Annotated in this window: 20 protein-coding genes and 1 tRNA gene; 4 read left to right on the top strand and 17 right to left on the bottom strand. The window is 32.6% G+C overall.

Annotation, left to right across the window (positions count from 1 at the left end; genetic code table 11):
• The first annotated feature begins 84 nt into the window (after positions 1–84).
• Complete coding sequence (locus BC961_RS05870) at positions 85–2,517, top strand: ATP-binding response regulator (RefSeq protein WP_121924918.1); 2,433 nt, start codon at positions 85–87, stop codon at positions 2,515–2,517.
• Here the strand turns inward: BC961_RS05870 and BC961_RS05865 are convergent.
• The 9 genes from BC961_RS05865 to pdxA all read right to left on the bottom strand — a co-directional run bounded on the left by BC961_RS05865 (position 2,514) and on the right by pdxA (position 9,986).
• Entirely contained in the window at positions 2,514–3,860 is a 1,347-nt protein-coding gene (locus tag BC961_RS05865; protein WP_121924917.1) for a sigma-54-dependent transcriptional regulator, read from the bottom strand. The two genes, BC961_RS05870 and BC961_RS05865, sit on opposite strands and share 4 nt — an antisense overlap.
• A gap of 258 nt (positions 3,861–4,118) precedes the next feature.
• Positions 4,119–4,415 carry a hypothetical protein gene (locus BC961_RS05860; RefSeq protein ID WP_121924916.1) on the bottom strand — a complete coding sequence of 99 codons (297 nt, stop codon included), beginning with the start codon at positions 4,413–4,415 and terminating at the stop codon, positions 4,119–4,121.
• A 35-nt stretch (positions 4,416–4,450) separates the two neighbouring features.
• Complete coding sequence (locus BC961_RS05855; RefSeq protein ID WP_121924915.1) at positions 4,451–4,747, bottom strand: hypothetical protein; 297 nt, start codon at positions 4,745–4,747, stop codon at positions 4,451–4,453.
• A gap of 258 nt (positions 4,748–5,005) precedes the next feature.
• Entirely contained in the window at positions 5,006–6,352 is a 1,347-nt protein-coding gene (gene accC, locus BC961_RS05850; protein WP_121924914.1) for an acetyl-CoA carboxylase biotin carboxylase subunit, read from the bottom strand.
• 83 nt (positions 6,353–6,435) lie between these two features.
• A complete protein-coding gene (gene accB / locus BC961_RS05845; protein ID WP_121924913.1) occupies positions 6,436–6,912 on the bottom strand; it encodes an acetyl-CoA carboxylase biotin carboxyl carrier protein in 477 nt (158 codons plus the stop codon).
• 23 nt (positions 6,913–6,935) lie between these two features.
• Positions 6,936–7,934: a beta-ketoacyl-ACP synthase III gene (locus BC961_RS05840; RefSeq protein WP_121924912.1), complete on the bottom strand. Its 999-nt coding sequence runs from the start codon at positions 7,932–7,934 to the stop codon at positions 6,936–6,938.
• Between the two features lie 170 nt (positions 7,935–8,104).
• A complete protein-coding gene (gene rpmF, locus BC961_RS05835; protein ID WP_007137315.1) occupies positions 8,105–8,299 on the bottom strand; it encodes a 50S ribosomal protein L32 in 195 nt (64 codons plus the stop codon).
• 9 nt (positions 8,300–8,308) lie between these two features.
• Positions 8,309–8,851 carry a YceD family protein gene (locus tag BC961_RS05830; RefSeq protein WP_121924911.1) on the bottom strand — a complete coding sequence of 181 codons (543 nt, stop codon included), beginning with the start codon at positions 8,849–8,851 and terminating at the stop codon, positions 8,309–8,311.
• 91 nt (positions 8,852–8,942) lie between these two features.
• Complete coding sequence (gene pdxA, locus BC961_RS05825; protein WP_121924910.1) at positions 8,943–9,986, bottom strand: 4-hydroxythreonine-4-phosphate dehydrogenase PdxA; 1,044 nt, start codon at positions 9,984–9,986, stop codon at positions 8,943–8,945.
• Between the two features lie 58 nt (positions 9,987–10,044).
• On the opposite strand from pdxA, the gene BC961_RS05820 reads away from it, so the two are divergent.
• Positions 10,045–10,632 carry a riboflavin synthase gene (locus BC961_RS05820; RefSeq protein WP_121925108.1) on the top strand — a complete coding sequence of 196 codons (588 nt, stop codon included), beginning with the start codon at positions 10,045–10,047 and terminating at the stop codon, positions 10,630–10,632.
• Positions 10,633–10,658: 26 nt separating this feature from the next.
• On the opposite strand, the gene BC961_RS05815 is transcribed toward BC961_RS05820, so the two are convergent.
• From BC961_RS05815 to mce, 3 genes are all read right to left on the bottom strand, one after another.
• Positions 10,659–10,904, bottom strand: coding sequence for a hypothetical protein (locus BC961_RS05815; RefSeq protein WP_147440532.1), 246 nt, complete (start codon positions 10,902–10,904; stop codon positions 10,659–10,661).
• 184 nt (positions 10,905–11,088) lie between these two features.
• Positions 11,089–11,162: transfer RNA gene (locus BC961_RS05810), tRNA-Ile, on the bottom strand.
• 141 nt (positions 11,163–11,303) lie between these two features.
• Positions 11,304–11,705 (bottom strand): methylmalonyl-CoA epimerase, encoded by a 402-nt coding sequence (mce, locus tag BC961_RS05805; protein WP_121924908.1) that lies wholly within the window; start codon positions 11,703–11,705, stop codon positions 11,304–11,306.
• Between the two features lie 222 nt (positions 11,706–11,927).
• Here mce and BC961_RS05800 point away from each other — a divergent pair, with 222 nt between their 5' ends.
• Entirely contained in the window at positions 11,928–13,592 is a 1,665-nt protein-coding gene (locus BC961_RS05800; protein ID WP_121924907.1) for an Ig-like domain-containing protein, read from the top strand.
• Here BC961_RS05800 and BC961_RS05795 read toward each other — a convergent pair.
• A complete protein-coding gene (locus BC961_RS05795) occupies positions 13,582–14,355 on the bottom strand; it encodes an amidohydrolase (protein WP_121924906.1) in 774 nt (257 codons plus the stop codon). The genes BC961_RS05800 and BC961_RS05795 overlap by 11 nt on opposite strands.
• A gap of 66 nt (positions 14,356–14,421) precedes the next feature.
• Here BC961_RS05795 and BC961_RS05790 point away from each other — a divergent pair, with 66 nt between their 5' ends.
• Entirely contained in the window at positions 14,422–14,985 is a 564-nt protein-coding gene (locus BC961_RS05790) for a hypothetical protein (RefSeq protein WP_121924905.1), read from the top strand.
• Between the two features lie 99 nt (positions 14,986–15,084).
• Here BC961_RS05790 and BC961_RS05785 read toward each other — a convergent pair whose 3' ends face one another.
• The 4 genes from BC961_RS05785 to BC961_RS05770 all read right to left on the bottom strand — a co-directional run bounded on the left by BC961_RS05785 (position 15,085) and on the right by BC961_RS05770 (position 20,627).
• The gene (locus tag BC961_RS05785; RefSeq protein ID WP_121924904.1) at positions 15,085–15,831 is read right to left on the bottom strand and encodes a succinate dehydrogenase/fumarate reductase iron-sulfur subunit; all 747 of its coding nucleotides are present in this window, start codon (positions 15,829–15,831) and stop codon (positions 15,085–15,087) included.
• An 84-nt stretch (positions 15,832–15,915) separates the two neighbouring features.
• Entirely contained in the window at positions 15,916–17,916 is a 2,001-nt protein-coding gene (locus tag BC961_RS05780) for a fumarate reductase/succinate dehydrogenase flavoprotein subunit (protein WP_121924903.1), read from the bottom strand.
• Between the two features lie 12 nt (positions 17,917–17,928).
• Entirely contained in the window at positions 17,929–18,594 is a 666-nt protein-coding gene (locus BC961_RS05775) for a succinate dehydrogenase cytochrome b subunit (RefSeq protein ID WP_121924902.1), read from the bottom strand.
• 551 nt (positions 18,595–19,145) lie between these two features.
• Positions 19,146–20,627, bottom strand: a complete 1,482-nt coding sequence (locus BC961_RS05770; protein WP_121924901.1) for a helix-turn-helix domain-containing protein — start codon at positions 20,625–20,627, stop codon at positions 19,146–19,148.
• Between the last annotated feature and the right edge of the window lie 33 nt (positions 20,628–20,660).

Here is a 20,660-nt window from a genome sequence, read left to right as displayed (position 1 = left end):
TTAACAGTGAGGGTTTTTTTTCTAATTCCATTAAATTTTTAAAATCTTAACTTTAAAAGCTCTTCTAATTTTTATCTTTGAAAAATGGACAATAAAAAAAGCTACATACCACTAAAAGTTTTCATGAGTTATCTAATTTTAGTGATCCTTTTTGGAACGGTAGGTTGGTTTTTATATTCAGAAAATAAAAGCTTTTCAAAAAATGAGCAGAAATTTTCTCAAAAGAATAGTTCCATTTTAAGAGTTAGCACAATTTTATCTAAACTATACGAAGCAGAAAGTTTAGCTAGAATCGCAATCCAGTCAGAATCCGATGCTGATTTTAATACTTATGTTCAAAAATCAAAAGTATTAAAAGTCGACATTGACTCTTTAAAAGCAATTGTTTCGACCCAATACCAAATTAAATTATTAGACAGTGTACAGATTCTTCTCGCTAAGAAAACGAACAATATTCAACAATTAAAGTCAATTAAAAGTAAAACTGAAGATGAGATGGCTGTTAGTAAAGCCATCAATGATTTAACTAAAATTGAATCATCATTACGAAACCTCCAAATGGAAGATTTTGTTAAGCATCCAGCTTCGTTAGGTGATTACCAGCGTAATGTTTTGAAGAAATATGTTACATACCTAAATCAGAATATTCCTGATGACAGTACCAATACCTTAACTAAAAGAGAATCTGACTCTATAGTAAGTGTTTCTAAAATGTTATTAAACGACGTCAAAAAAGAAACAGCAACTAAGAAGAGATTACTTAGTATTGAGGAAAACAATTTACTTCAAAACGAACTTTCTATTTCTAATCAATTGAGAAAAGTTTTTGGGATTATTGAAAGAGAGATCATTTTAAATACCACTGCAAGCTATATTTCGAGAGAGAAATCCTTAACAAAAACGAATAGAATAGTTACGACAGCAGCCATTATTGGGCTTTTGCTAACTATGTTTTTTCTAATACTTATTTTAAATGATTTTTCAAAAACTCAATCTTATAAAAAACAGTTAGAAGCTGCTAATCTAAAAGCTAAAAAACTATTAATCAGTAGAGAGCAACTTATTTCAACTGTGAGTCACGATTTAAAAACTCCGTTAAGTACAATTATAGGTTATACAGAACTACTTGGTAATTCCGAATTAAATAACAAACAAAAGTATTTTACGAAGAGCATAAAAGGATCGTCAGATTATATATCTAAACTTGTCCAAGACCTATTAGATTTCACTCAAATTGAAGCGGGTAAAATTGCAGTCGATAAGATTCCATTTTCCTTAACTGACATTATTAACGAAGTATCGAGCAGCATTCAATCTGTATATTCTCAAAAATATATTGATCTTATTATTGACATTGATGAAAGACTTGATCAAAGAATTATAGGCGATCCTTTTAGATTGAGACAAATCTTATCTAATATTATTGGAAACGCTTTTAAATTTACAGAAGACGGGTTTATTAAAATAGAGTCTAAAATAAATTCTGATAGCGATACAATAACAATATTGATAGCGGATTCCGGCATTGGTATCGATGATAAAAGTCAGTTATTAGTTTTTGAAGAATTTACCCAAGCAGATGAGAAAATTGAAAAAAAATACGGAGGAACAGGTTTAGGTTTAACCATTTCTAAGAAGATGATCGAAATCTTAGGTGGAAAATTGAACTTAAAAAGTGAGCTTGGAGAAGGAAGCACTTTTATAATCGAACTACCATTGTTGTTTGACGACAATAATAACGACAAAGAAAATAATAGTACTGAAAACGACACCAATTTGATAGCGATTATAATCGACGATGATGAAAGTTTATTAAAATTAACGACCGAAGTATTAAGACAAAATGAATATATAATTTATCCATTTAGTAATGCAGTTGATGCCCTGCAGTGGGCGGAGACTAATAATTTTGATCTCGTCATTACTGATATTCAAATGCCAACAATGGATGGCTTTGTGTTTTTGAAAGAGTTGCAAAACGGTTCCTACATGAATTACAAAAGCCAACCTATAATAGCAGTTACAGGTAGAGGTGATCTAGAAATCGACCAATATAAGAAAGCAGGTTTTACAACTGTAATTCGTAAACCATATACTCCAAAAGCACTACTTTCTACAATAAAAGCAATCAGGAATAATACCATAATTCCTATAAAATTTGATTTAGAAAAGAACCCTATTAGCGGTAAAAAATCATATTCATTGAAAGCTTTAAAATCGTTTTTATCAGATGACAAAAGTGCATTAAATGAGATTCTAGAGACATTTATGAGCAGTACCAATGAGAGTATAGTGCTATTAGATGACGCTGTCACAAATTCAAATCAGAAAGAAATTAAAAGCATTGCACACAAGGTAAATCCAATGTTCAAACAAATAAAGGCTTTTGAGATAAGCAATTTATTAGATCAGTTAGAACTTGAAGATTTAAATTTAGAAGAAGTCGAAAAGAAAGTAACTTCTTTAAAAACTAAAATTACTGCACTCTTTGCTCTACTTGAAAAGGAAATTACTTAATTAATCCCGTAAGATTTCAACTTATTATAAAGCGTTTTTCTATTTATTTTCAACAGTTTTGCCGCTTCGGTTTTATTATTATTTGTTCTATTTAAAGCTTCTAAAATTGTTTCTTTTTCATTTTCTGATAAAGAAAACTCCTCAGACAAAGATTGTTCACTGTGAAAAAACTCAGCAGGAAGAGCAGATTTCTCAACAAAATCTCCTTGCGTTAAAAGAGTAGCTCTCTTAATGCAATTTTGGAGTTCTCGAAGGTTTCCCGGCCATCTATAATTTTGGAAAATCTTCATTACTTCAGCAGAAAATCCGATGACATCTTTATTTAATTCTTGATTAGATTTTTCGAGGAAAAAATCTAAAAAGAGCATTAAATCTTCTTCTCTTTCTACCAATGAAGGAGAATGTATCGAAAACTCATTAATTCTATGGTATAAATCTTCTCTAAAATCACCTTTTTTAACTGCCTCTCTTAAATCTTCATTCGTAGCCGTTATTATTCTTATATCAACATCTACTTCTTTATTACTACCTACTGGTTTAATTTTTCGCTCCTGTAATGCTCTCAAAAGTTGTATTTGATTTTCATAAGAAAGATTGCCTATTTCATCTAAGAAAATTGTTCCACCATTCGCAGCCTCAAAAAAACCAATTTTGTCTTGGATTGCTCCAGTAAAAGAACCCTTTACATGACCAAAAAATTCACTTGCTGCTAATTCTTTCGGAATCGAACCACAATCAACTGCGATGAAGTTAGTTTGTTTCCTCGAACTATTTTCATGAATGCTTTTTGCAATGACCTCTTTTCCTGTACCGCTTTCGCCAATTATCAAAACTGACATATTTGTCGGACTTACTAATTGTATATATTCGGCTAGTTTTTTAGAGGCTGAAGAAATTCCTTGAACGAAAGAATTACTTTTAGCTTTTAAAATCTCTTTTTTATTTTTAGATATTTTCTCTACTTTCTCTGACTTTTCACTTCCTTTATCAGCCAGGGTATTTGAAATAACGATCAGTACCTCTTCAGGATTGAAAGGTTTAGAAATATAATCAGCCGCACCGTTCTTTATCGCTTTAACAGCAGTATTTACGTCAGAGTAGCCCGTCATTAATAACACAGGAGTATCTGGATACTCCGCTTTAATTTCTGACATAAGCTCAATTCCGTCATAGTCAGGAAGTCTTAAATCAGTTAAGATGAGATCATATGATTCTTCTTTAATCTTTGCTTTCGCCTCTAATGCTGAAAATGATATCGTTACCTCGTAAGAATTTTTAACAAGAAACTTTTCCAATAACTTGCAGAAAGGAACATCATCTTCGATCAATAAAATTTTAGCCATCGTCTTTAACATTTAGTGCTAAAATAAAGTTATTTAAATTGTATTGTCCCAATTTTTTGCAAAAAAAGAGAGACTGTTTGAACAATCTCTCTTTTAAAAATAAAAACCTTCCCAATTACTTATTTATACAGTTTCCATAGGCACCCGCGTTAACAGTAGCTTTCTGGTTACCAACTGTAAATCATTGTTTGCAATACATAATAATAAAAATGTCTACTACCTACCTTTGTTATAATATGTAAAGCTTAGATTCAGTATTTATTGTTGAATCCATTTTCCGTTTTCGTCAGCAAAAAGATTTCCTTTTGTTTCACCAACGGTAACATCTAATTTATATTCTTTTTTTGCATTAACGAATGCAGCATTTAAAACTGCATCTGGATAGGCAACTTTTAGAGCTTTCATTACAGCTTCTGGTACTTCTTCTAATTTAACTTCCGTATATTCTTCTTGAAGAATAATACTTTTTACTACTAGATTTGAATTAGGTATTACTGTTGCGTATGTTGTCAAACTTCCTAATACTATTGCTGCTGATAAGATTACTTTTTTCATAATATGTGTTATTTTGTTTTAATATTTTTTTTAAATTATTTTGTTATCCATTTACCGTTTTCATCTGCAAAAAGGTTTCCTTTTTTGTCTCCTAGTGTAATGTCTAATTTGTATTCCTTTTTATCGTTTATATATGCTTTATCTAAAATTGCATCTGGATAAGCTGTTTTTAAAGCTTTTGAAATAGCTTCTGGAACCTCTTCCATTTTCACTTCAGTGTATTCTTCTTGAAGATTAATTGTTTTAACGATTTCATTGTTATTTGGAACTGATGATGCGTAAGTTGCGAAACTTCCTAAAACGATTGCTGCTGATAAGATTAATTTTTTCATGATATTTATTTTAATGATTATTTACTGTTTAAGTTGTATAGCCTAATAGAATAATCATACCATTTTCAAAACAACTATCGTCCAGCTACTTAATTAATTGAATTAAAGTCACTTACAGAATTGTTGCCATACGACCTTTGTGAGTAAGATGGGTAAACTCTAATTTTATCGGGTAAATATTGCACGTTTACACTTTTATATAGAGCAAAAAAAAACCTTGTATCGCTACAAGGTTTTATAATTTAGAATAGAAAATTTTTATTCTGGATCATTCATTTTAAAAGTATCCATAAAAGCAGTTGTGTAATCACCAGCTATATAACGTGGATCATCCATTAACTGTCTATGAAATGGAATAGTTGTTTTAATTCCTTCTATTACGAATTCATCTAAAGCTCTTCTCATCTTGCTAATTGCTTCATCACGTGTTTGCGCTGTTGTAATCAACTTTGCAATCATAGAATCATAATTTGGTGGAATAGTATAACCGGAGTAAACATGAGTGTCTAAACGAACACCGTGTCCTCCTGGCATGTGAAGCGTAGTGATTTTTCCTGGTGAAGGACGGAAATCATTATAAGGATCTTCTGCATTAATTCTGCATTCGATTGCGTGCAATTTTGGTAAATAATTTTTACCTGTAATTGGTACTCCGGCAGCAACTAAAATTTGCTCACGAATCAGGTCATAATCAATGACTTGTTCTGTAATAGGATGCTCTACTTGTATACGAGTATTCATTTCCATAAAATAGAAATTACGATGCTTATCCACCAAGAACTCAACTGTACCAGCGCCTTCATATTTGATAAACTCTGCAGCTTTCACTGCAGCTTCACCCATTTTAAGACGTAAATCATCCGTCATGAATGGAGAAGGTGTTTCTTCAGTTAATTTTTGATGACGTCTTTGAACAGAACAATCTCTTTCTGATAGATGACATGCTTTTCCATAAGAATCACCAACAACTTGAATTTCGATATGACGAGGCTCTTCGATTAATTTTTCTAAGTACATTCCGTCATTACCAAAAGCAGCAGCAGATTCTTGTCTAGCACCTTCCCACGCTTTTAATAATTCTTCTTCTTTCCAAACTGCTCTCATTCCTTTACCACCACCACCAGCAGTTGCTTTAAGCATAACTGGATATCCAAATTCCCTAGACAATTGAAGCGCTTGCTCGTAGGATTCTAAAATACCTACTGAACCAGGTACACAAGGAACTCCAGCTTCAATCATTGTTGATTTAGCAGAAGCTTTATCTCCCATTCTATCAATCATTTCCGGGGAAGCACCAATAAACTTGATACCATGTTCTTGACAAATCTTAGAAAACTTAGCGTTTTCAGAAAGAAACCCATATCCTGGATGAATTGCATCTGCATTTGTAATTTCTGCAGCAGCAATAATATTTGACATCTTTAAATACGACAAATTACTTTGAGGCGGTCCTATACAAACAGCTTCGTCAGCAAATTTAACATGCAGGCTTTCAGCATCAGCAGTAGAATATACAGCTACTGTCTTAATGCCCATTTCTTTACATGTCCTAATGATACGTAAAGCAATTTCACCTCTATTTGCAATTAATATTTTTTTAAACATCTTCTTTTAATTTAAAATTCAAATGACAAATTCCAAATTCCACATCTACTGATTTGAAATTTGGAATTTGGAATTTAAAAATGTTATGACGGATCTACTAAGAACAAAGGTTGGTCAAATTCAACTGGAGACATATCGTCTACCAATACTTTTACAATTTTACCAGAGATTTCAGATTCAATTTCATTAAATAATTTCATCGCTTCAATTACACAAAGAACGTCACCTTGAGCGATATTTTTTCCAACTTCAACAAACATAGGTTTGTCTGGAGATGGTTTTCTATAGAATGTTCCAATAATTGGAGATTTTATAGTAATATAATGTGCATTTTCAACAGCTTGTACTTCGGGAACCGCTGCAACTGGAGCTACTGCAACAGGAGCTGCTTGCTGAAGTGTGTTTTGAGCGGGCATTTGTTGAACATATGTTGTTTCAGTTGTATTTCCTTCTAAAGTGGTTCTGATGGTGATTTTTACATCATCCATTTCCAACTTAACTTCTGCAACTCCTGAATTTGCTACAAATTTGATTAGATTTTGAATTTCTTTTAAATCCATAATTATTTGTTTTTAGTTTAAATTTATTTTTTATCGTAAGCCCATTTTAGATAAATAGATCCCCAAGTGAATCCACCTCCAAAGGCAGCAAGAATTATATTATCTCCTTTTTTGAATAAATGCTCGAAATCATTAAGTACAAGAGGCAAAGTAGCTGATGTAGTGTTTCCGTATTTTTCAATATTCATTAGCACTTTAGAATCTTCTAAATTCATTCTGTTTGCTGTAGCATCTATTATACGTTTGTTAGCTTGATGAGGCACTAACCAATCCACGTCTTCATTGGTCAAGTTATTTCTCTTTACGATTAATTCGCTTGAATCTGCCATATTAGTTACAGCATATTTGAAAACAGTTTTTCCATCTTGTATAATATTGTGTCTGTTATGAGTAACAGTTTCCATCGTAGTAGGATTGAGTGAACCACCGGCATCAATTTTCAAGAAATCTCTTCCTATTCCATCACTGCGGAGATATTCATCCTGCAAACCTAATCCTTCGTAATTTGGCTCAAATAAAACTGCTCCCGCACCATCACCAAAAATTATACAAGTCGAACGATCTGTGTAATCAACGATAGACGACATTTTATCAGCACCTATTAATAGAACTTTCTTGTATCTACCTGATTCTATATAAGCTGCGGCGGTTGACATACCAAACAAAAAACTAGAACATGCAGCTTGTAAATCATAAGCAAAAGCATTTGTAGCTCCAATTTCTGTAGCTACGTAAACACCTGTAGATGCTACCGGCATATCTGGAGTTGCAGTTGCCATAATCAACAAATCTATTTCTAGAGGATCAATATTGGCTTTAGCCAATAAATCTTGAGCAGCCTTTATAGCCAAAAAAGAAGTTCCTTTATCTTCATCTTTGAGAATCCTTCTTTCTTTTATTCCTGTACGAGAGGTGATCCACTCATCATTTGTATCGACTATAACTTCAAGAGCTTTGTTGGTAAGAACAAAGTCTGGAACGTAAGCTCCAACAGCGGTAATTGCGGCTGTGATTTTATTCATTGTGTGCAATTTATTTCTAGTCAAATGTTACCATTTGAAAATTTTTAAAGACTTGAAAATTACAAAAAAAATTCCATTCTCTTTAACTTGGAACTTCTTATTTAACAAAAATAATAAACAACAAAAAAACTCTCACGATGTGAGAGTTCGGATATTATTTACAAAATGTATTAAGCAACGGCTACAGATTTATCTATAACAACTTGCCCTCTGTAATACATTTTACCTTCATGCCAATATGCTCTGTGATACAAATGTGCTTCCCCAGTGATTGGGCAAGTAGCGATCTGTGCTACAGTAGCTTTGTAATGTGTTCTTCTCTTATCTCTTCTTGTTTTGGAGATTTTTCTCTTAGGATGCGCCATTTTACTATATTATTTATCCGTTAATAGTTGCTTTAATTTGTCCCAACGTGGGTCTATATTTTCTTCTTTTTTAATCTCTTTTTTATCTTCCTTTACTTTTAGTTCATTAAGTTTTGTCAAGGCTTCCGTTTTTAAACTTCCATCTTTCACTCCTGGATGAACGCGTCGTAAAGGTACTGACAACACAATCATTTCATAAATGTATTGTGCAATATCTACCTCAAATTCTCCATGAGGCAAAATCAGTAATTCTTCGTTTTCATCATTAAATTCTTCGCCAAAACGAACAATTAATTTCATCTTGCCTTTTATTGGCAAATCAAAATCTTCGCTAGTCAAGTCACAAGGAACATTTACGGAACCTTTGTGAACAAAATCCAACTCTAATAACGTGCTTTTCTTCTCTAAAACTACGTTTACTTTGATATTTGAATCTTGATATTCACTGTAATCAAAGATTTCAAAGAACTCGTTAGTGATTTGATACTCAAAATGATGTTTTCCTGGCTTTAATCCTATAAAAGGAATTAAATATTCTTTTGTATTCTTCATTTCAACAACAATTTTCCCCTAAACTTCGGGAGTGCAAAGATATAAAATTATTGCAAATCTAATAATGTTATTCACTTTTTTTTGTTCACAACTACTTTTCTTTTGTTTTCAATGGTTTTATACTGATTTCTGCATATTGATTTCTAGAATGATAAATGTCTAATGCCAAATATACCGCTTCCTTAAACGAATTGAAATCTGCAATACCTTTACCGGCAATATCATAAGCAGTCCCATGATCTGGAGAAGTTCTAATTTTATTTAAACCAGCCGTATAATTAACGCCATTACCAAAAGATAACGTCTTAAATGGAATCAATCCTTGATCATGATAAGTTGCAATAACTGCGTCATATTTCTCGTATTGATTGCTTCCAAAAAATCCATCAGCAGAAAAAGGACCAAAAACTAAAGTTCCTTTCTCAAAAAGTTTTTTTAGCGCGGGCTTTATAATCGAATCGTCCTCTGTTCCTATAACACCGCCATCACCGCAGTGAGGATTTAAACCTAATACCGCAATCTTAGGCTTATTTATACTAAAATCCTGAATCAATGATTGCTTAACTGTTTCAATTTTCTTTCTAATTAATTCCTCCGTCAAATGAGAAGCAACTTCATTTAAGGGAATGTGATCAGTCAACAATCCTACTCTTAATGAATCTTGAACCATTAACATCAGCGCATTACCCTCTAACTCCTGATCTAAATAATCTGTATGACCAGGAAATTTAAATTCATCAGATTGAATGTTATATTTATTTATTGGTGCAGTTACAAGAACATCAATTAAACCATCCTTCAGAGCATTTGTTGCAGCTACAAACGATTTTATAGCATACTCACCTGCTTTAGCATCACTTTCTCCAAGTTTAAGGTCAACCACTTCTTTCCAAACGTTTAAGACGTTAATTTTGCCTACAACAATTTGGTCTAATTTATCAATCCCGTGAAGCAAAGAAGTTGATTGAAAACTTTTTTTAACAAAGGATAATAGTTTAACATTTGCAAATATTACCGGAGTACATAATTCCAACATACGAGCATCCTCAAATGTTTTTAAAATAACCTCGCTTCCAATACCGTTTAAATCTCCAATAGAAATTCCTACGATTATATTTTCTGCTTTTTTCATGATGACATACCGTTATTTATTGCTAATTTTGAAGTGCAAATTTAGTAAAATAAAACAAGAAATGTTTACAGGAATAGTAGAAACCCTTGGCACAATCCAAGAAATAAAAAAAGAGAACACAAACTTGCATATTACAGTGCATTCATCAATTACTAGCGAACTTAAGATAGATCAAAGCGTTGCACATAATGGAATATGTCTTACTATTGTTGCTATTGCTGATACCTCTTACAGCGTAACCGCAATAGACGAAACAGTTAAAAAGACAAATCTATCAGATTGGAATGTCGGAGATAATGTTAATCTTGAAAGAGCTATGAAACTCGGTGATAGACTGGATGGTCATATTGTTCAAGGACATGTGGATCAAACAGGCACTTGTATTCTTGCAGAAGAAACGGGCGGCAGCTGGTTATATACTTTTGAATATGACAAAGGACCAAATAACATCACTATTGAAAAAGGTTCTATAACCGTAAATGGGGTAAGCTTGACTGTGGTTGATTCAAAGCAAAATCAATTTAGCGTGGCAATTATTCCATATACTTACGAGCACACTAATTTTAACTCTTTTAAAGTTGGAACAAAAGTAAATTTAGAATTTGATGTGATTGGGAAATATGTCTCTCGATTATATGCTAATAAATAATTTATTTTAAAGACAAAAACTCCAATTTACATTGGAGTTTTTTTTGTTTTAGCTTGTTGATTATAAATGACATAAATTCCAAAAATTATTGCCATTGTTAGAAGAATAATGAGATTGTCATCAATAGGTAGACCAGGAGGAGGAGGAGGAGTGCCTTGCAAAGTAGAATTTTCTGTGGGGGGGGGTGGATTGGAACTACCGTCTGCAAAAATCTTCAGAAAGCTAAACAAGCACACCACCGCTAATAAAACTGCTTTTCTACTTATTTTCATATATTTAAAAAAAACATTTTGCACTAATTTGCGCTATAAAGGTAATTTAATCCTTACGCAAATTAAGACTTTACTTTGAATAAAAAACTAAAAGTAGAAAATTACCATAAATCAAGATGGCACTAAGCAATATTACAGAGCACAAAAAAGCCTTTACATTGCTGTAAAGGCTTGATTTAAACTGTGGTCCCACCTGGGCTCGAACCAGGGACCACCTGATTATGAGTCAGGTGCTCTAACCAGCTGAGCTATAGGACCGGTTTAGAGTTTGCAATATTACTACTATTTTTCGTTTGCTCCAAATGTTTTTTAATTTGATTTGGTCTTTATTTAGAAAATAAAACCTCCGTTTCACAAAGCGACTGATTATTAGAACTATAGTAATAATCGAAATTAAAGCTATTTAATTTCTTGACACAATTCTATTAAAACGCCATTAGTGCTTTTAGGATGTAAAAAGGCAACTAACTTATTATCAGCTCCTTTTTTTGGAATTTCATTTAATACAATAAAGCCTTCTCCTTTTAAACGAGCAATTTCAGAAACAATATCTTCTACATCAAAAGCAATATGATGAATTCCTTCACCTTTCTTTTCTAAAAATTTAGCAATAGGACTTTCTGGGCTAGTAGCAGCCAAAAGTTCAATTTTATTAGGACCGTTCATAAAGAAAGAAGTAGAAACGCCTTCACTTTCAACTTCCTCAAACTTGTAAGCTGGCGTACCAAAAAGTTTTTCAAAAACTAAATTGGACACTTCTAAATTCTTAACAGCAATCCCAATATGTTCTATTTTCCTCATTATATGTCAATTTATTTTATAAGCGTTTTTACACAAAAGGACCAAAAGTAGCATGTAGTGTACTTTCTTTAAATTATTGATGTAAAATTAGAAATTAAAAATGCAGATTTATACATTTTAAGAAAAAGATATTTAAACAAAATGATTCACAATAATTTTAAAAAATTATTAAATCACATTGATTATAATTGTTATTTTGTAAAATCTAATTTATGACTTGTTATGCTGAAAAACAATATGAAATACATATTACTATTATTACTTTTTGCAATTTTTGGTTGCGCAAAAAGAGGTTCCATAACTGGCGGATTAAAAGACACTATCGCGCCTGTCTTAAAAATTAGTTTTCCCGAAAACTTCAGCACTAATTTTAAAGGGGACCAGATAAAATTAGTATTTGATGAAAATGTTAAATTGAAAAACCTTAAGAAGCAGTTGATCATCTCTCCACCAATGAAAAACGAGCCACTTATTTTACCTACGACAGCTAGCAAAACTATTACAATAAAGTTAAAAGACACTTTACAGCCCAACACCACTTACAGTATTAACTTTGGACAGAGTATTGCAGACAACAACGAGGAAAATCCATATAATCAATTTAAATATATTTTTTCAACAGGCTCATTTATAGATTCATTAAGCCTTGGAGGAAAAATTAAAAGTGCAATTGATAAAGAAGTAGAATCGTTTGTATCTGTTATGCTTTATGAAATAAATGACAAATTCAAAGATTCTATTATCTACAAAGAAACACCTCGATATGTCACAAATACTTTAGACAGCTTAAAAACATTTCGATTAGAAAATCTTAAAGCGGGCAAATATCTTCTTATTGCAATGAAAGATCAAAATAGCAACAATAAATACAATCCGAAAACAGATAAAATTGGTTTTCACAAGCAGTTCATCACCATTCCCAATGACACTATCTATGAACTCGAATTGTTCAAAGAGACTCTACCCTTTAAGGCTTTTAAACCTACTCAAGCTTCAGGAAATAAGATATTCATCGGTTACGAAGGAGATGCCAGAACTGCTGCTGCAAAAGCAAAATTAACGCTCAAAAACAAGAACAAAGTTCTACCTACTATAGTAACGCAACTAGTAAAAAAAGATTCACTCCAAGTTTGGTTTAAACCACTAAAAGCAGATTCGTTAGCACTGAATATATCGAACGACAAGTATGTTAATAATTTTGTATTTAAAATTAAAGATCAAAAAAAAGATACTTTAAATGTAACTGCACTCTATAACGGAACTCTGCATTTTCGAAATCGCTACACTTTAGAAAGCAGTACACCATTAATTCGTTTTGACAAAACAAAAATAAATTTAATAAGTAAAGATTCTATCTCAGTTCCTTTTACGACAGAATATGATGAATTTACACAGCAACTATATATTGACTTTAAAAAAGAACCTTCGGAAAAATATAGTTTAAAAATCTTACCTGGCGGATTAACTGATTTTTTTGAAAAATCAAATGAAACACTTTTATTTAAAGCAACTACACAGAGCACTTCTGAGTATGGTAATTTACGCATAAAGTTAGAAAATGTAAAAAGATTTCCAGTGATAATAGAGTTAACTGACGATAAAGGAATAGTTCTAGCTTCTGAATATTCGGAGAGTGCGACTACACTAGATTTTAATCTTTTAGAGCCTGCTAAATTCACACTTAGAGCAATTTATGATGAAAATAAAAACAAATTCTATGATTCAGGAAATTATTTAGAAAAGAGATATTCTGAGGAAGTTATTTATTTTTCAAAGGAAATTGATGTTCGTGCTAATTGGGATGTGGAACAAATATTTGATTTGTCGATTCCATATACTCCCGAACCAAAAAAGAAAATAGATGATAAGAAAAAATCTAATTTTTAAATTTAAGTTCAAAATTATCTTTATCATTTAAAAAGCCAAACTTATTGCGCATCTCAATTAATTCACTTTTATTTAAAATCCCCTTCAATAAACTATCTTCTTCTTCAGGCTCAACAACATAATTACCCAAGCAATCAATAATTTGAGAATGTCCGTTGTAGGAATGACCATTGTCGTCCATGCCAGTTCTATTAACTCCTATTACGTAACTCATATTTTCAATTGCCCTAGCTTTTAGCAATGAATCCCAAGCATTAATTCTAATTTGAGGCCAACTAGCAACGTATATTAGCAAGTCATAATCTTCCACATTTCGGGAGAATACAGGAAAGCGCAAATCGTAACAGACTAACATACAAATCTTCCATCCTAAATAGTCAACAGTAACTTTTTGATTTCCTGATTTATATGCTTTTTCTTCACCAGCTAGAGTAAATAAATGACTCTTGTCATAATGTTGAATTTCGCCGGAGGGAAATACAAACAACATTCTATTATAAAAATTATCGTTTTCCTGGATAACAATACTTCCCGTGATTGCACATTTTTTAGCTTTGGCCAAAGCTTTAAGCCACGCAACAGTTTCTCCCTCCATCAACTCTGCAACAGCAGAAGGATTCATTGTAAAACCAGTAGTAAACATTTCAGGTAGAACAATTAGATCAATCTCATGCAAAATTTCACTTATTTTTTCTTCGAAATAATCGCGGTTTAATTTGGGGTTTTCCCAAATCAAAGGAGCTTGTATCAATATAACTTGCATTGTTTTATTTTTTAAAAAATAACAATTAACAAGGTAGTTTAAGTTCGCTATATTAGCAAAAAAAACATGAAAAAGACAATCGCTATATGCTCGATGCTAATTTCTTTTTTTGCATTTGGACAAGAACAATCTGGGTCAAAACAATTTTGGGAAAACCTTAAAAAGCATTGCGGAAAATCGTACGAAGGAGTGGTTACAGAAGGTGCTGACAATGATGCTTTTCGAAATAAAAAATTAGTAATGCATGTTCGAAATTGTGATGAAAACATAATCCGAATTCCCTTTTTCGTTGGAGATGATAAATCTAGAACTTGGGTTCTGACTTATAAAGATAACCGAATCCAACTCAAGCACGACCACCGTTTAGAAGATGGCTCAGAAGACAAGGTAACGCAGTACGGCGGAACGACTACAAATTCAGGTACTCCAGCATTACAGTTTTTTCCAGCGGATCAGCAAACTACTGACTTAATTCCCTATGCAGCTTCTAATGTTTGGTGGATCACAATAGACGAAACATCCTTTACTTATAATTTAAGACGTATTGGCTCAGATAGACTTTTTACTGTAAAATTTGATTTAACTAAAACAGTCGCAACACCTTCTGCACCGTGGGGATGGAACGACTAAGTTATTTTAAATAAATCTGAAATAAAAAAAACGCATTCAAATTAATGAATGCGTTTTTAAATATGTATGATAATTCCTCTTCAGGAACTATTGATATTACTATCCTTTTAAACTTGCAGATAAATATTCTCTATTCATGCGAGCAATATTCTCTAGAGAAATACCTTTAGGACATTCTACTTCACATGCTCCAGTATTAGTACAGTTACCAAAACCTTCAGCATCCATTTGAGCTACCATATTTAATACACGATCTGTAGCCTCAAGTCTTCCTTGGGGCAATAATGCATATTGCGATACTTTTGCAGCAACAAATAGCATTGCAGATGAGTTTTTACAAGTAGCAACACAAGCTCCACAACCAATACAAGATGCAGCATCAAATGCTTTATCAGCATCTTCTTTCTTTATTGGTATTGCATTAGCGTCAACAGTTTTACCTGAAGTGTTTACAGATATAAATCCTCCTGCATGTTGAATTCTATCAAAAGCACTTCTGTTAACTACTAAATCTTTTATTACTGGAAACGCAGCTGCACGGAATGGCTCGATAGTAATCGTATCACCATCCTTAAACATACGCATGTGTAGTTGACAAGTCGTTACTCCTCTATCTGGTCCGTGCGCTTCACCATTAATGTATAAAGAACACATTCCGCAAATTCCTTCACGGCAGTCATGATCGAATGCAACTGGCTCGCCACCTTTGCCCATTAAATCTTGATTGAAAACGTCAAGCATTTCTAAAAATGACATATCTGGCTCAATTCCATCGATTTGATAATCGACCATTGCTCCTTTATCTTGGGCGTTTTTTTGACGCCATATTTTTAATGTAAGTTTCATACTTTTATTAGTTTGAAAGTCATAATGTTAATCGCCAAATCCTCTATATTCAAAGGAGATGATCTTTTAACTTTCGACTGATTTCTATTTGTAATTTCTCTGAACTAATTTAACGTTATCAAACACTAGATTTTCTTTGTGCAAAATTGCATCACTTGGTTTTCCAGTGTATTCCCATGCTGCTACGTACGCAAAATTTTCATCATCACGCTGTGCTTCACCTTCAGGAGTTTGATATTCTTCACGGAAGTGTCCTCCACAAGATTCATTACGGTGTAATGCATCTTTAGCAAACAACTCACCTAATTCTAAGAAATCGGCAACACGAGTCGCTTTTTCTAATTCTTGATTGAAACCATTAGCTACACCTGGAATTTTAACGTCTTTGTAAAATGCCTCACGTAGCGCTGAAATTTCAGAAATCGCCTCGTTTAATCCTTGTTCGTTACGAGCCATACCTACTTTGTCCCACATAATTTTTCCTAATTTTCTATGAAAATAGTCAACAGAATGTGTTCCATTAGTGTTCATGAATCTATCTATCTGATCTTTTACATTTTTCTCTGCTTCAGCAAATTCAGGTAAGTCAGTTGAGATAGGTCCCATTTTAATATCTGGAGATAAATAATCACCTATTGTGTAAGGCAATACAAAATAACCATCAGCTAAACCTTGCATTAATGCAGAAGCTCCTAATCTATTTGCTCCGTGATCAGAGAAGTTAGATTCCCCAATTGAGAAACATCCAGGAATTGTAGTTTGTAAATTATAATCAACCCAAGTACCACCCATTGTATAATGCACCGCAGGGTAAATCATCATAGGAGTTTTATATGGATCTTCATCGACAATCTTATAATACATTTGGAACAAGTTACCATACTTATTAGAAACTACTTCTGTTCCTAATTTAATGATCAGTTCTTTATCGTTTGCATCTAAGTGGCGAATTAAAACTTGCTCTTTTCCGTAACGTTGAATTGCCGCAGCAAAATCAAGGTATACAGCTTCACCAGTTTTATTTACACCGTAACCAGCATCACATCTTTCTTTGGCAGCACGAGAAGCAACATCACGAGGAACCAAGTTACCAAATGCTGGATATCTTCTTTCTAAGTAATAATCTCTTTCCTCCTCAGTTAATTCTGTTGGTTTCTTTTTACCATCACGAATTGCTTGAGCATCTTCTAATTTTGCAGGAACCCAAATACGACCATCATTACGCAATGATTCTGACATCAAAGTCAATTTCGATTGGTGATCTCCAGAAACTGGAATACATGTTGGGTGAATTTGTGTATAACAAGGATTTGCGAAGAATGCTCCTTTTTTGTGGATTTTCCAAGCTGCAGTGGCATTAGATCCCATTGCATTTGTAGAAAGGAAAAATACATTACCATATCCACCAGAAGCAATTACAACTGCGTGAGCTGAATGTCTTTCTATTTCACCAGTAATCAAGTTACGAGCGATAATTCCTCTTGCTTTTCCGTTTACGATTACTAAATCTAGCATCTCGTGACGGTTGTGCATTTTTATTTTTCCACGACCTATTTGACGGTTCATTGCAGAGTAAGCTCCTAATAAAAGTTGCTGACCTGTTTGACCTCTAGCATAGAAAGTTCTAGAAACTAATGCTCCACCAAAAGATCTATTGTCTAACAGTCCACCATATTCACGTGCCAATGGAACTCCTTGAGCCACACACTGGTCGATAATATTTGTAGAAACTTCAGCTAAACGGTGTACGTTTGCCTCACGAGCGCGGTAATCTCCTCCTTTTACAGTATCGTAAAACAATCTGAAAGTTGAATCTCCGTCTCCTTGGTAATTTTTTGCTGCATTAATTCCTCCTTGTGCCGCGATTGAGTGCGCACGACGTGGTGAATCTTGGAAACAAAATGCTTTAACGTTATATCCTAACTCTGCTAAAGTTGCAGCAGCTGAACCTCCAGCTAAACCTGTACCAACAACAATAACATCAAGATTACGTTTGTTTGCAGGGTTAACTAAATTAATATGATCTTTATAATTTGTCCATTTGTCCGCAATTGGGCCATTTGGTATTTTTGAGTCTAATGCCATTATAATTGAATATTAATGATTGAAATGATGAAATAATGCAATAAAAATAAATCCAAAAGGAACTACAATTGCAAAAACGTATCCTAATTTATGTAATGCCACTGAGTATTTATTATTAAATCCTACAGATTGCATTGAAGAGTTGAAACCGTGCCATAAGTGTAATGACAACAATATGAAAGAAACTGAATACAAAGCGGTACGAACTGGACTTTCAAATTTTGCCACTAACTCGTGGAAATATCTAGCTTCGTTCAGTGGGTTAACATCAACATATTTGTAAACCATTTCTGGAAACCAAAAATCGTAAAAGTGAACTCCTAAGAAAGCAAAAATTACAGCACCTGTAATAATCATGTTTCTAGAAGACCAAGAAGAATTAGCTGCTCCGTTGTTTTTAGCGTAAGAAATAGGTCTCGCGCTTCTGTTTTTAAGCTCTAAAACAATACCCATTATAAAGTGAAAAATCACTCCAAGAATTAATATTGGCTGAATAACATACTGAACCAATGGATTATTCCCCATGAAGTGAGAAATTGAATTAAATGTATCGGCGCTAAAAACCGAAGTCATATTAATAAAGAAATGCTGTGCTAGAAACAACATCAAAAAGATTCCTGAAAGCGCCATTGCTACTTTTTTAGCTATAGACGACTTCAATAATGCAGATTTTGCCATAATATTAGAATAATTTGTTTTAAAAAATATTACAAAAATAAAGTAATTAGATAGCAACCACAACCATTTGACTGTTATTTATAATGAATTTAAAGTGTTTTACATAAAATTTAGAGAAATCCTTAAATATCAGCTCTACTCTTCTATAACGCTTTACGAATTGTTAAACAAAAGCGAATAAAATGTAAAAGAGCTAATTCGAAATTTTATGCACGAAAAATCATTCCATCATCTTAAAAATATCAATTGTGTAATTTTAGCAACACTTAATCTCCGAATTATCAATTAATAAAAGAAACAGTAATTATTGAATTAGTGGCAGATTGCCCAAAATTTACTTTTTCGACAAAAATATTTGAAGAGGATTTTCACTGTCAAAAAGATAATAAACTAAATAAGTACTAACGAATGACTCAATTTCTAAAACTTTTTTTAATTAAAAGTAAATCTAATCGTTCTCCAATTTAAAAAATAGCAACTAAAAACGTCCATTGTACTGAGGAAAAATATCAGAAATAGATTATTAGACACTACGTTGAAAAAGATTAAAACTAACTAAAACGTGTCATGTATTTTTGAACAATAGAATCTGTGTTTTCATTCCTAATTTTCTGTTCTAATTGAATGGGCGGAGAAGCTCTTTCTAGACAATTTTTAACAGCACAAGTTTCACAAGTAACACCCACAATCTGTTTCTTAATTGAATCACTTTCCATAAACTTGAATTTCTTCTTCACTGCGGGAGTAATTAAGATTCCAACTGAAATACTTCGAATACAATCTTCTTTAAATGGATCTGGTGTTGCTGAAGAGAATACAAGATATTCATTCTTACTGTTATCATAGCTCGAAATCTGTGCGTCAAAAAAATGATTTTTTTTCTGACTTAGAGATTCTTCTATTGTTCGAATAGAAACCCATCTTCTACAATAATGCTCATTCATTTCATTAGCATGAGGCTCTTGCTGATTTGTAATGTGTAATTCTTTTTTTATCTGATACGTATCCGTTCCTATTTTATGAGAGAGACGAAGAAAAAATAAATTCTTTAATTGGAAATCTTTTGGTAAAATATTGGTCAACCTCTGATAAAATGATTCTGGCGAAACATTAAAACTACTCATCAAAGCAATCATTTCTTGTGGTTTTGGCTCTGTCTTAAGTAAAAACGCACTTAGTCCCTCAATTAATTGCTGTCGCTGAATCAATAAGGCTCCAGCGAAGTACGAAGCATAGAAATTATTTAAAACCTGATCAAAATTATCAAATTTAATCCAACTGAAAGTATACAATCTTTCAGTAATTTGAAGATAATTATAAGCAATTTCTTTGGCCAAAATAAATGCTTTTTGCGGCTCATCGATGTCTAGTGAAAGTAACAAAGTTTTACTTTTTGGAACAAAAATAGATCTTAAATCTCCTAATTGTTCTTGTTCAGAAAAAACAAGTTCTTTAATTGTGTAACCATATTCCTCTGTTAAAATTGCAGAAAGTTCTTCAACAGATATTTTAGTTTCGATATTAACATGAAAAGCTTTGGAGAAATCCAGCACCTTCTGCTCTAGATCTTCAAAATAATTATTCTGCGCTTCTTGATACGAACGCAAAGCTGCCAAAAAGAAGCTTTCTCTCGTCAAATTATAATGCTGAGCAATTTCTATAATAGTACTTATAAACGCATTAACCTTAGCTGGCGCATTTGCAATGATATCGATTAGATCATTTTCCTGTATACCAAAGAGCTCTAAAGGTATTTCTTTTAAAATCCCCGACTTTAAAATTTCACCGATAGGAGCGAGATTATTATCAAGCTTTAACGAAACCATATTGTCATAGGAAACCTCTAATTTTTCGGCTAAAAGTATGATTTTATCTGTTTTTGGATACTTTTTTCCCTTTTCAATTTCATTTAAATATGATTTCGATAGGTCAGTTATTTTCGCCAACCCAAATAAAGATAAATTCTTATTTGTTCGAGCCTGCTTCAGTTTCAAGCCAAAAATCAGTTTGATATAATCCTTTTCTATGTTCATATTTCAAATGTAACCAAAAAAGAATAGACACCC

This window comes from Flavobacterium weaverense (assembly GCF_003688495.1).
Lineage (GTDB): Bacteria > Bacteroidota > Bacteroidia > Flavobacteriales > Flavobacteriaceae > Flavobacterium > Flavobacterium weaverense.
This window is presented reverse-complemented; position numbering and strand designations above follow the sequence as displayed.

Excerpts from the sequence above, each read along its gene's own strand:
- BC961_RS05870 (WP_121924918.1), top strand. The coding sequence starts at position 85 with ATGGACAATAAAAAAAGCTACATACCACTAAAAGTTTTCATGAGTTAT.
- BC961_RS05865 (WP_121924917.1), bottom strand. The coding sequence starts at position 3,860 with ATGGCTAAAATTTTATTGATCGAAGATGATGTTCCTTTCTGCAAGTTA.
- BC961_RS05860 (WP_121924916.1), bottom strand. The coding sequence starts at position 4,415 with ATGAAAAAAGTAATCTTATCAGCAGCAATAGTATTAGGAAGTTTGACA.
- BC961_RS05855 (WP_121924915.1), bottom strand. The coding sequence starts at position 4,747 with ATGAAAAAATTAATCTTATCAGCAGCAATCGTTTTAGGAAGTTTCGCA.
- accC (WP_121924914.1), bottom strand. The coding sequence starts at position 6,352 with ATGTTTAAAAAAATATTAATTGCAAATAGAGGTGAAATTGCTTTACGT.
- accB (WP_121924913.1), bottom strand. The coding sequence starts at position 6,912 with ATGGATTTAAAAGAAATTCAAAATCTAATCAAATTTGTAGCAAATTCA.
- BC961_RS05840 (WP_121924912.1), bottom strand. The coding sequence starts at position 7,934 with ATGAATAAAATCACAGCCGCAATTACCGCTGTTGGAGCTTACGTTCCA.
- rpmF (WP_007137315.1), bottom strand. The coding sequence starts at position 8,299 with ATGGCGCATCCTAAGAGAAAAATCTCCAAAACAAGAAGAGATAAGAGA.
- BC961_RS05830 (WP_121924911.1), bottom strand. The coding sequence starts at position 8,851 with ATGAAGAATACAAAAGAATATTTAATTCCTTTTATAGGATTAAAGCCA.
- BC961_RS05820 (WP_121925108.1), top strand. The coding sequence starts at position 10,045 with ATGTTTACAGGAATAGTAGAAACCCTTGGCACAATCCAAGAAATAAAA.
- BC961_RS05815 (WP_147440532.1), bottom strand. The coding sequence starts at position 10,904 with ATGAAAATAAGTAGAAAAGCAGTTTTATTAGCGGTGGTGTGCTTGTTT.
- mce (WP_121924908.1), bottom strand. The coding sequence starts at position 11,705 with ATGAGGAAAATAGAACATATTGGGATTGCTGTTAAGAATTTAGAAGTG.
- BC961_RS05800 (WP_121924907.1), top strand. The coding sequence starts at position 11,928 with ATGCTGAAAAACAATATGAAATACATATTACTATTATTACTTTTTGCA.
- BC961_RS05795 (WP_121924906.1), bottom strand. The coding sequence starts at position 14,355 with ATGCAAGTTATATTGATACAAGCTCCTTTGATTTGGGAAAACCCCAAA.
- BC961_RS05790 (WP_121924905.1), top strand. The coding sequence starts at position 14,422 with ATGAAAAAGACAATCGCTATATGCTCGATGCTAATTTCTTTTTTTGCA.
- BC961_RS05785 (WP_121924904.1), bottom strand. The coding sequence starts at position 15,831 with ATGAAACTTACATTAAAAATATGGCGTCAAAAAAACGCCCAAGATAAA.
- BC961_RS05780 (WP_121924903.1), bottom strand. The coding sequence starts at position 17,916 with ATGGCATTAGACTCAAAAATACCAAATGGCCCAATTGCGGACAAATGG.
- BC961_RS05775 (WP_121924902.1), bottom strand. The coding sequence starts at position 18,594 with ATGGCAAAATCTGCATTATTGAAGTCGTCTATAGCTAAAAAAGTAGCA.
- BC961_RS05770 (WP_121924901.1), bottom strand. The coding sequence starts at position 20,627 with ATGAACATAGAAAAGGATTATATCAAACTGATTTTTGGCTTGAAACTG.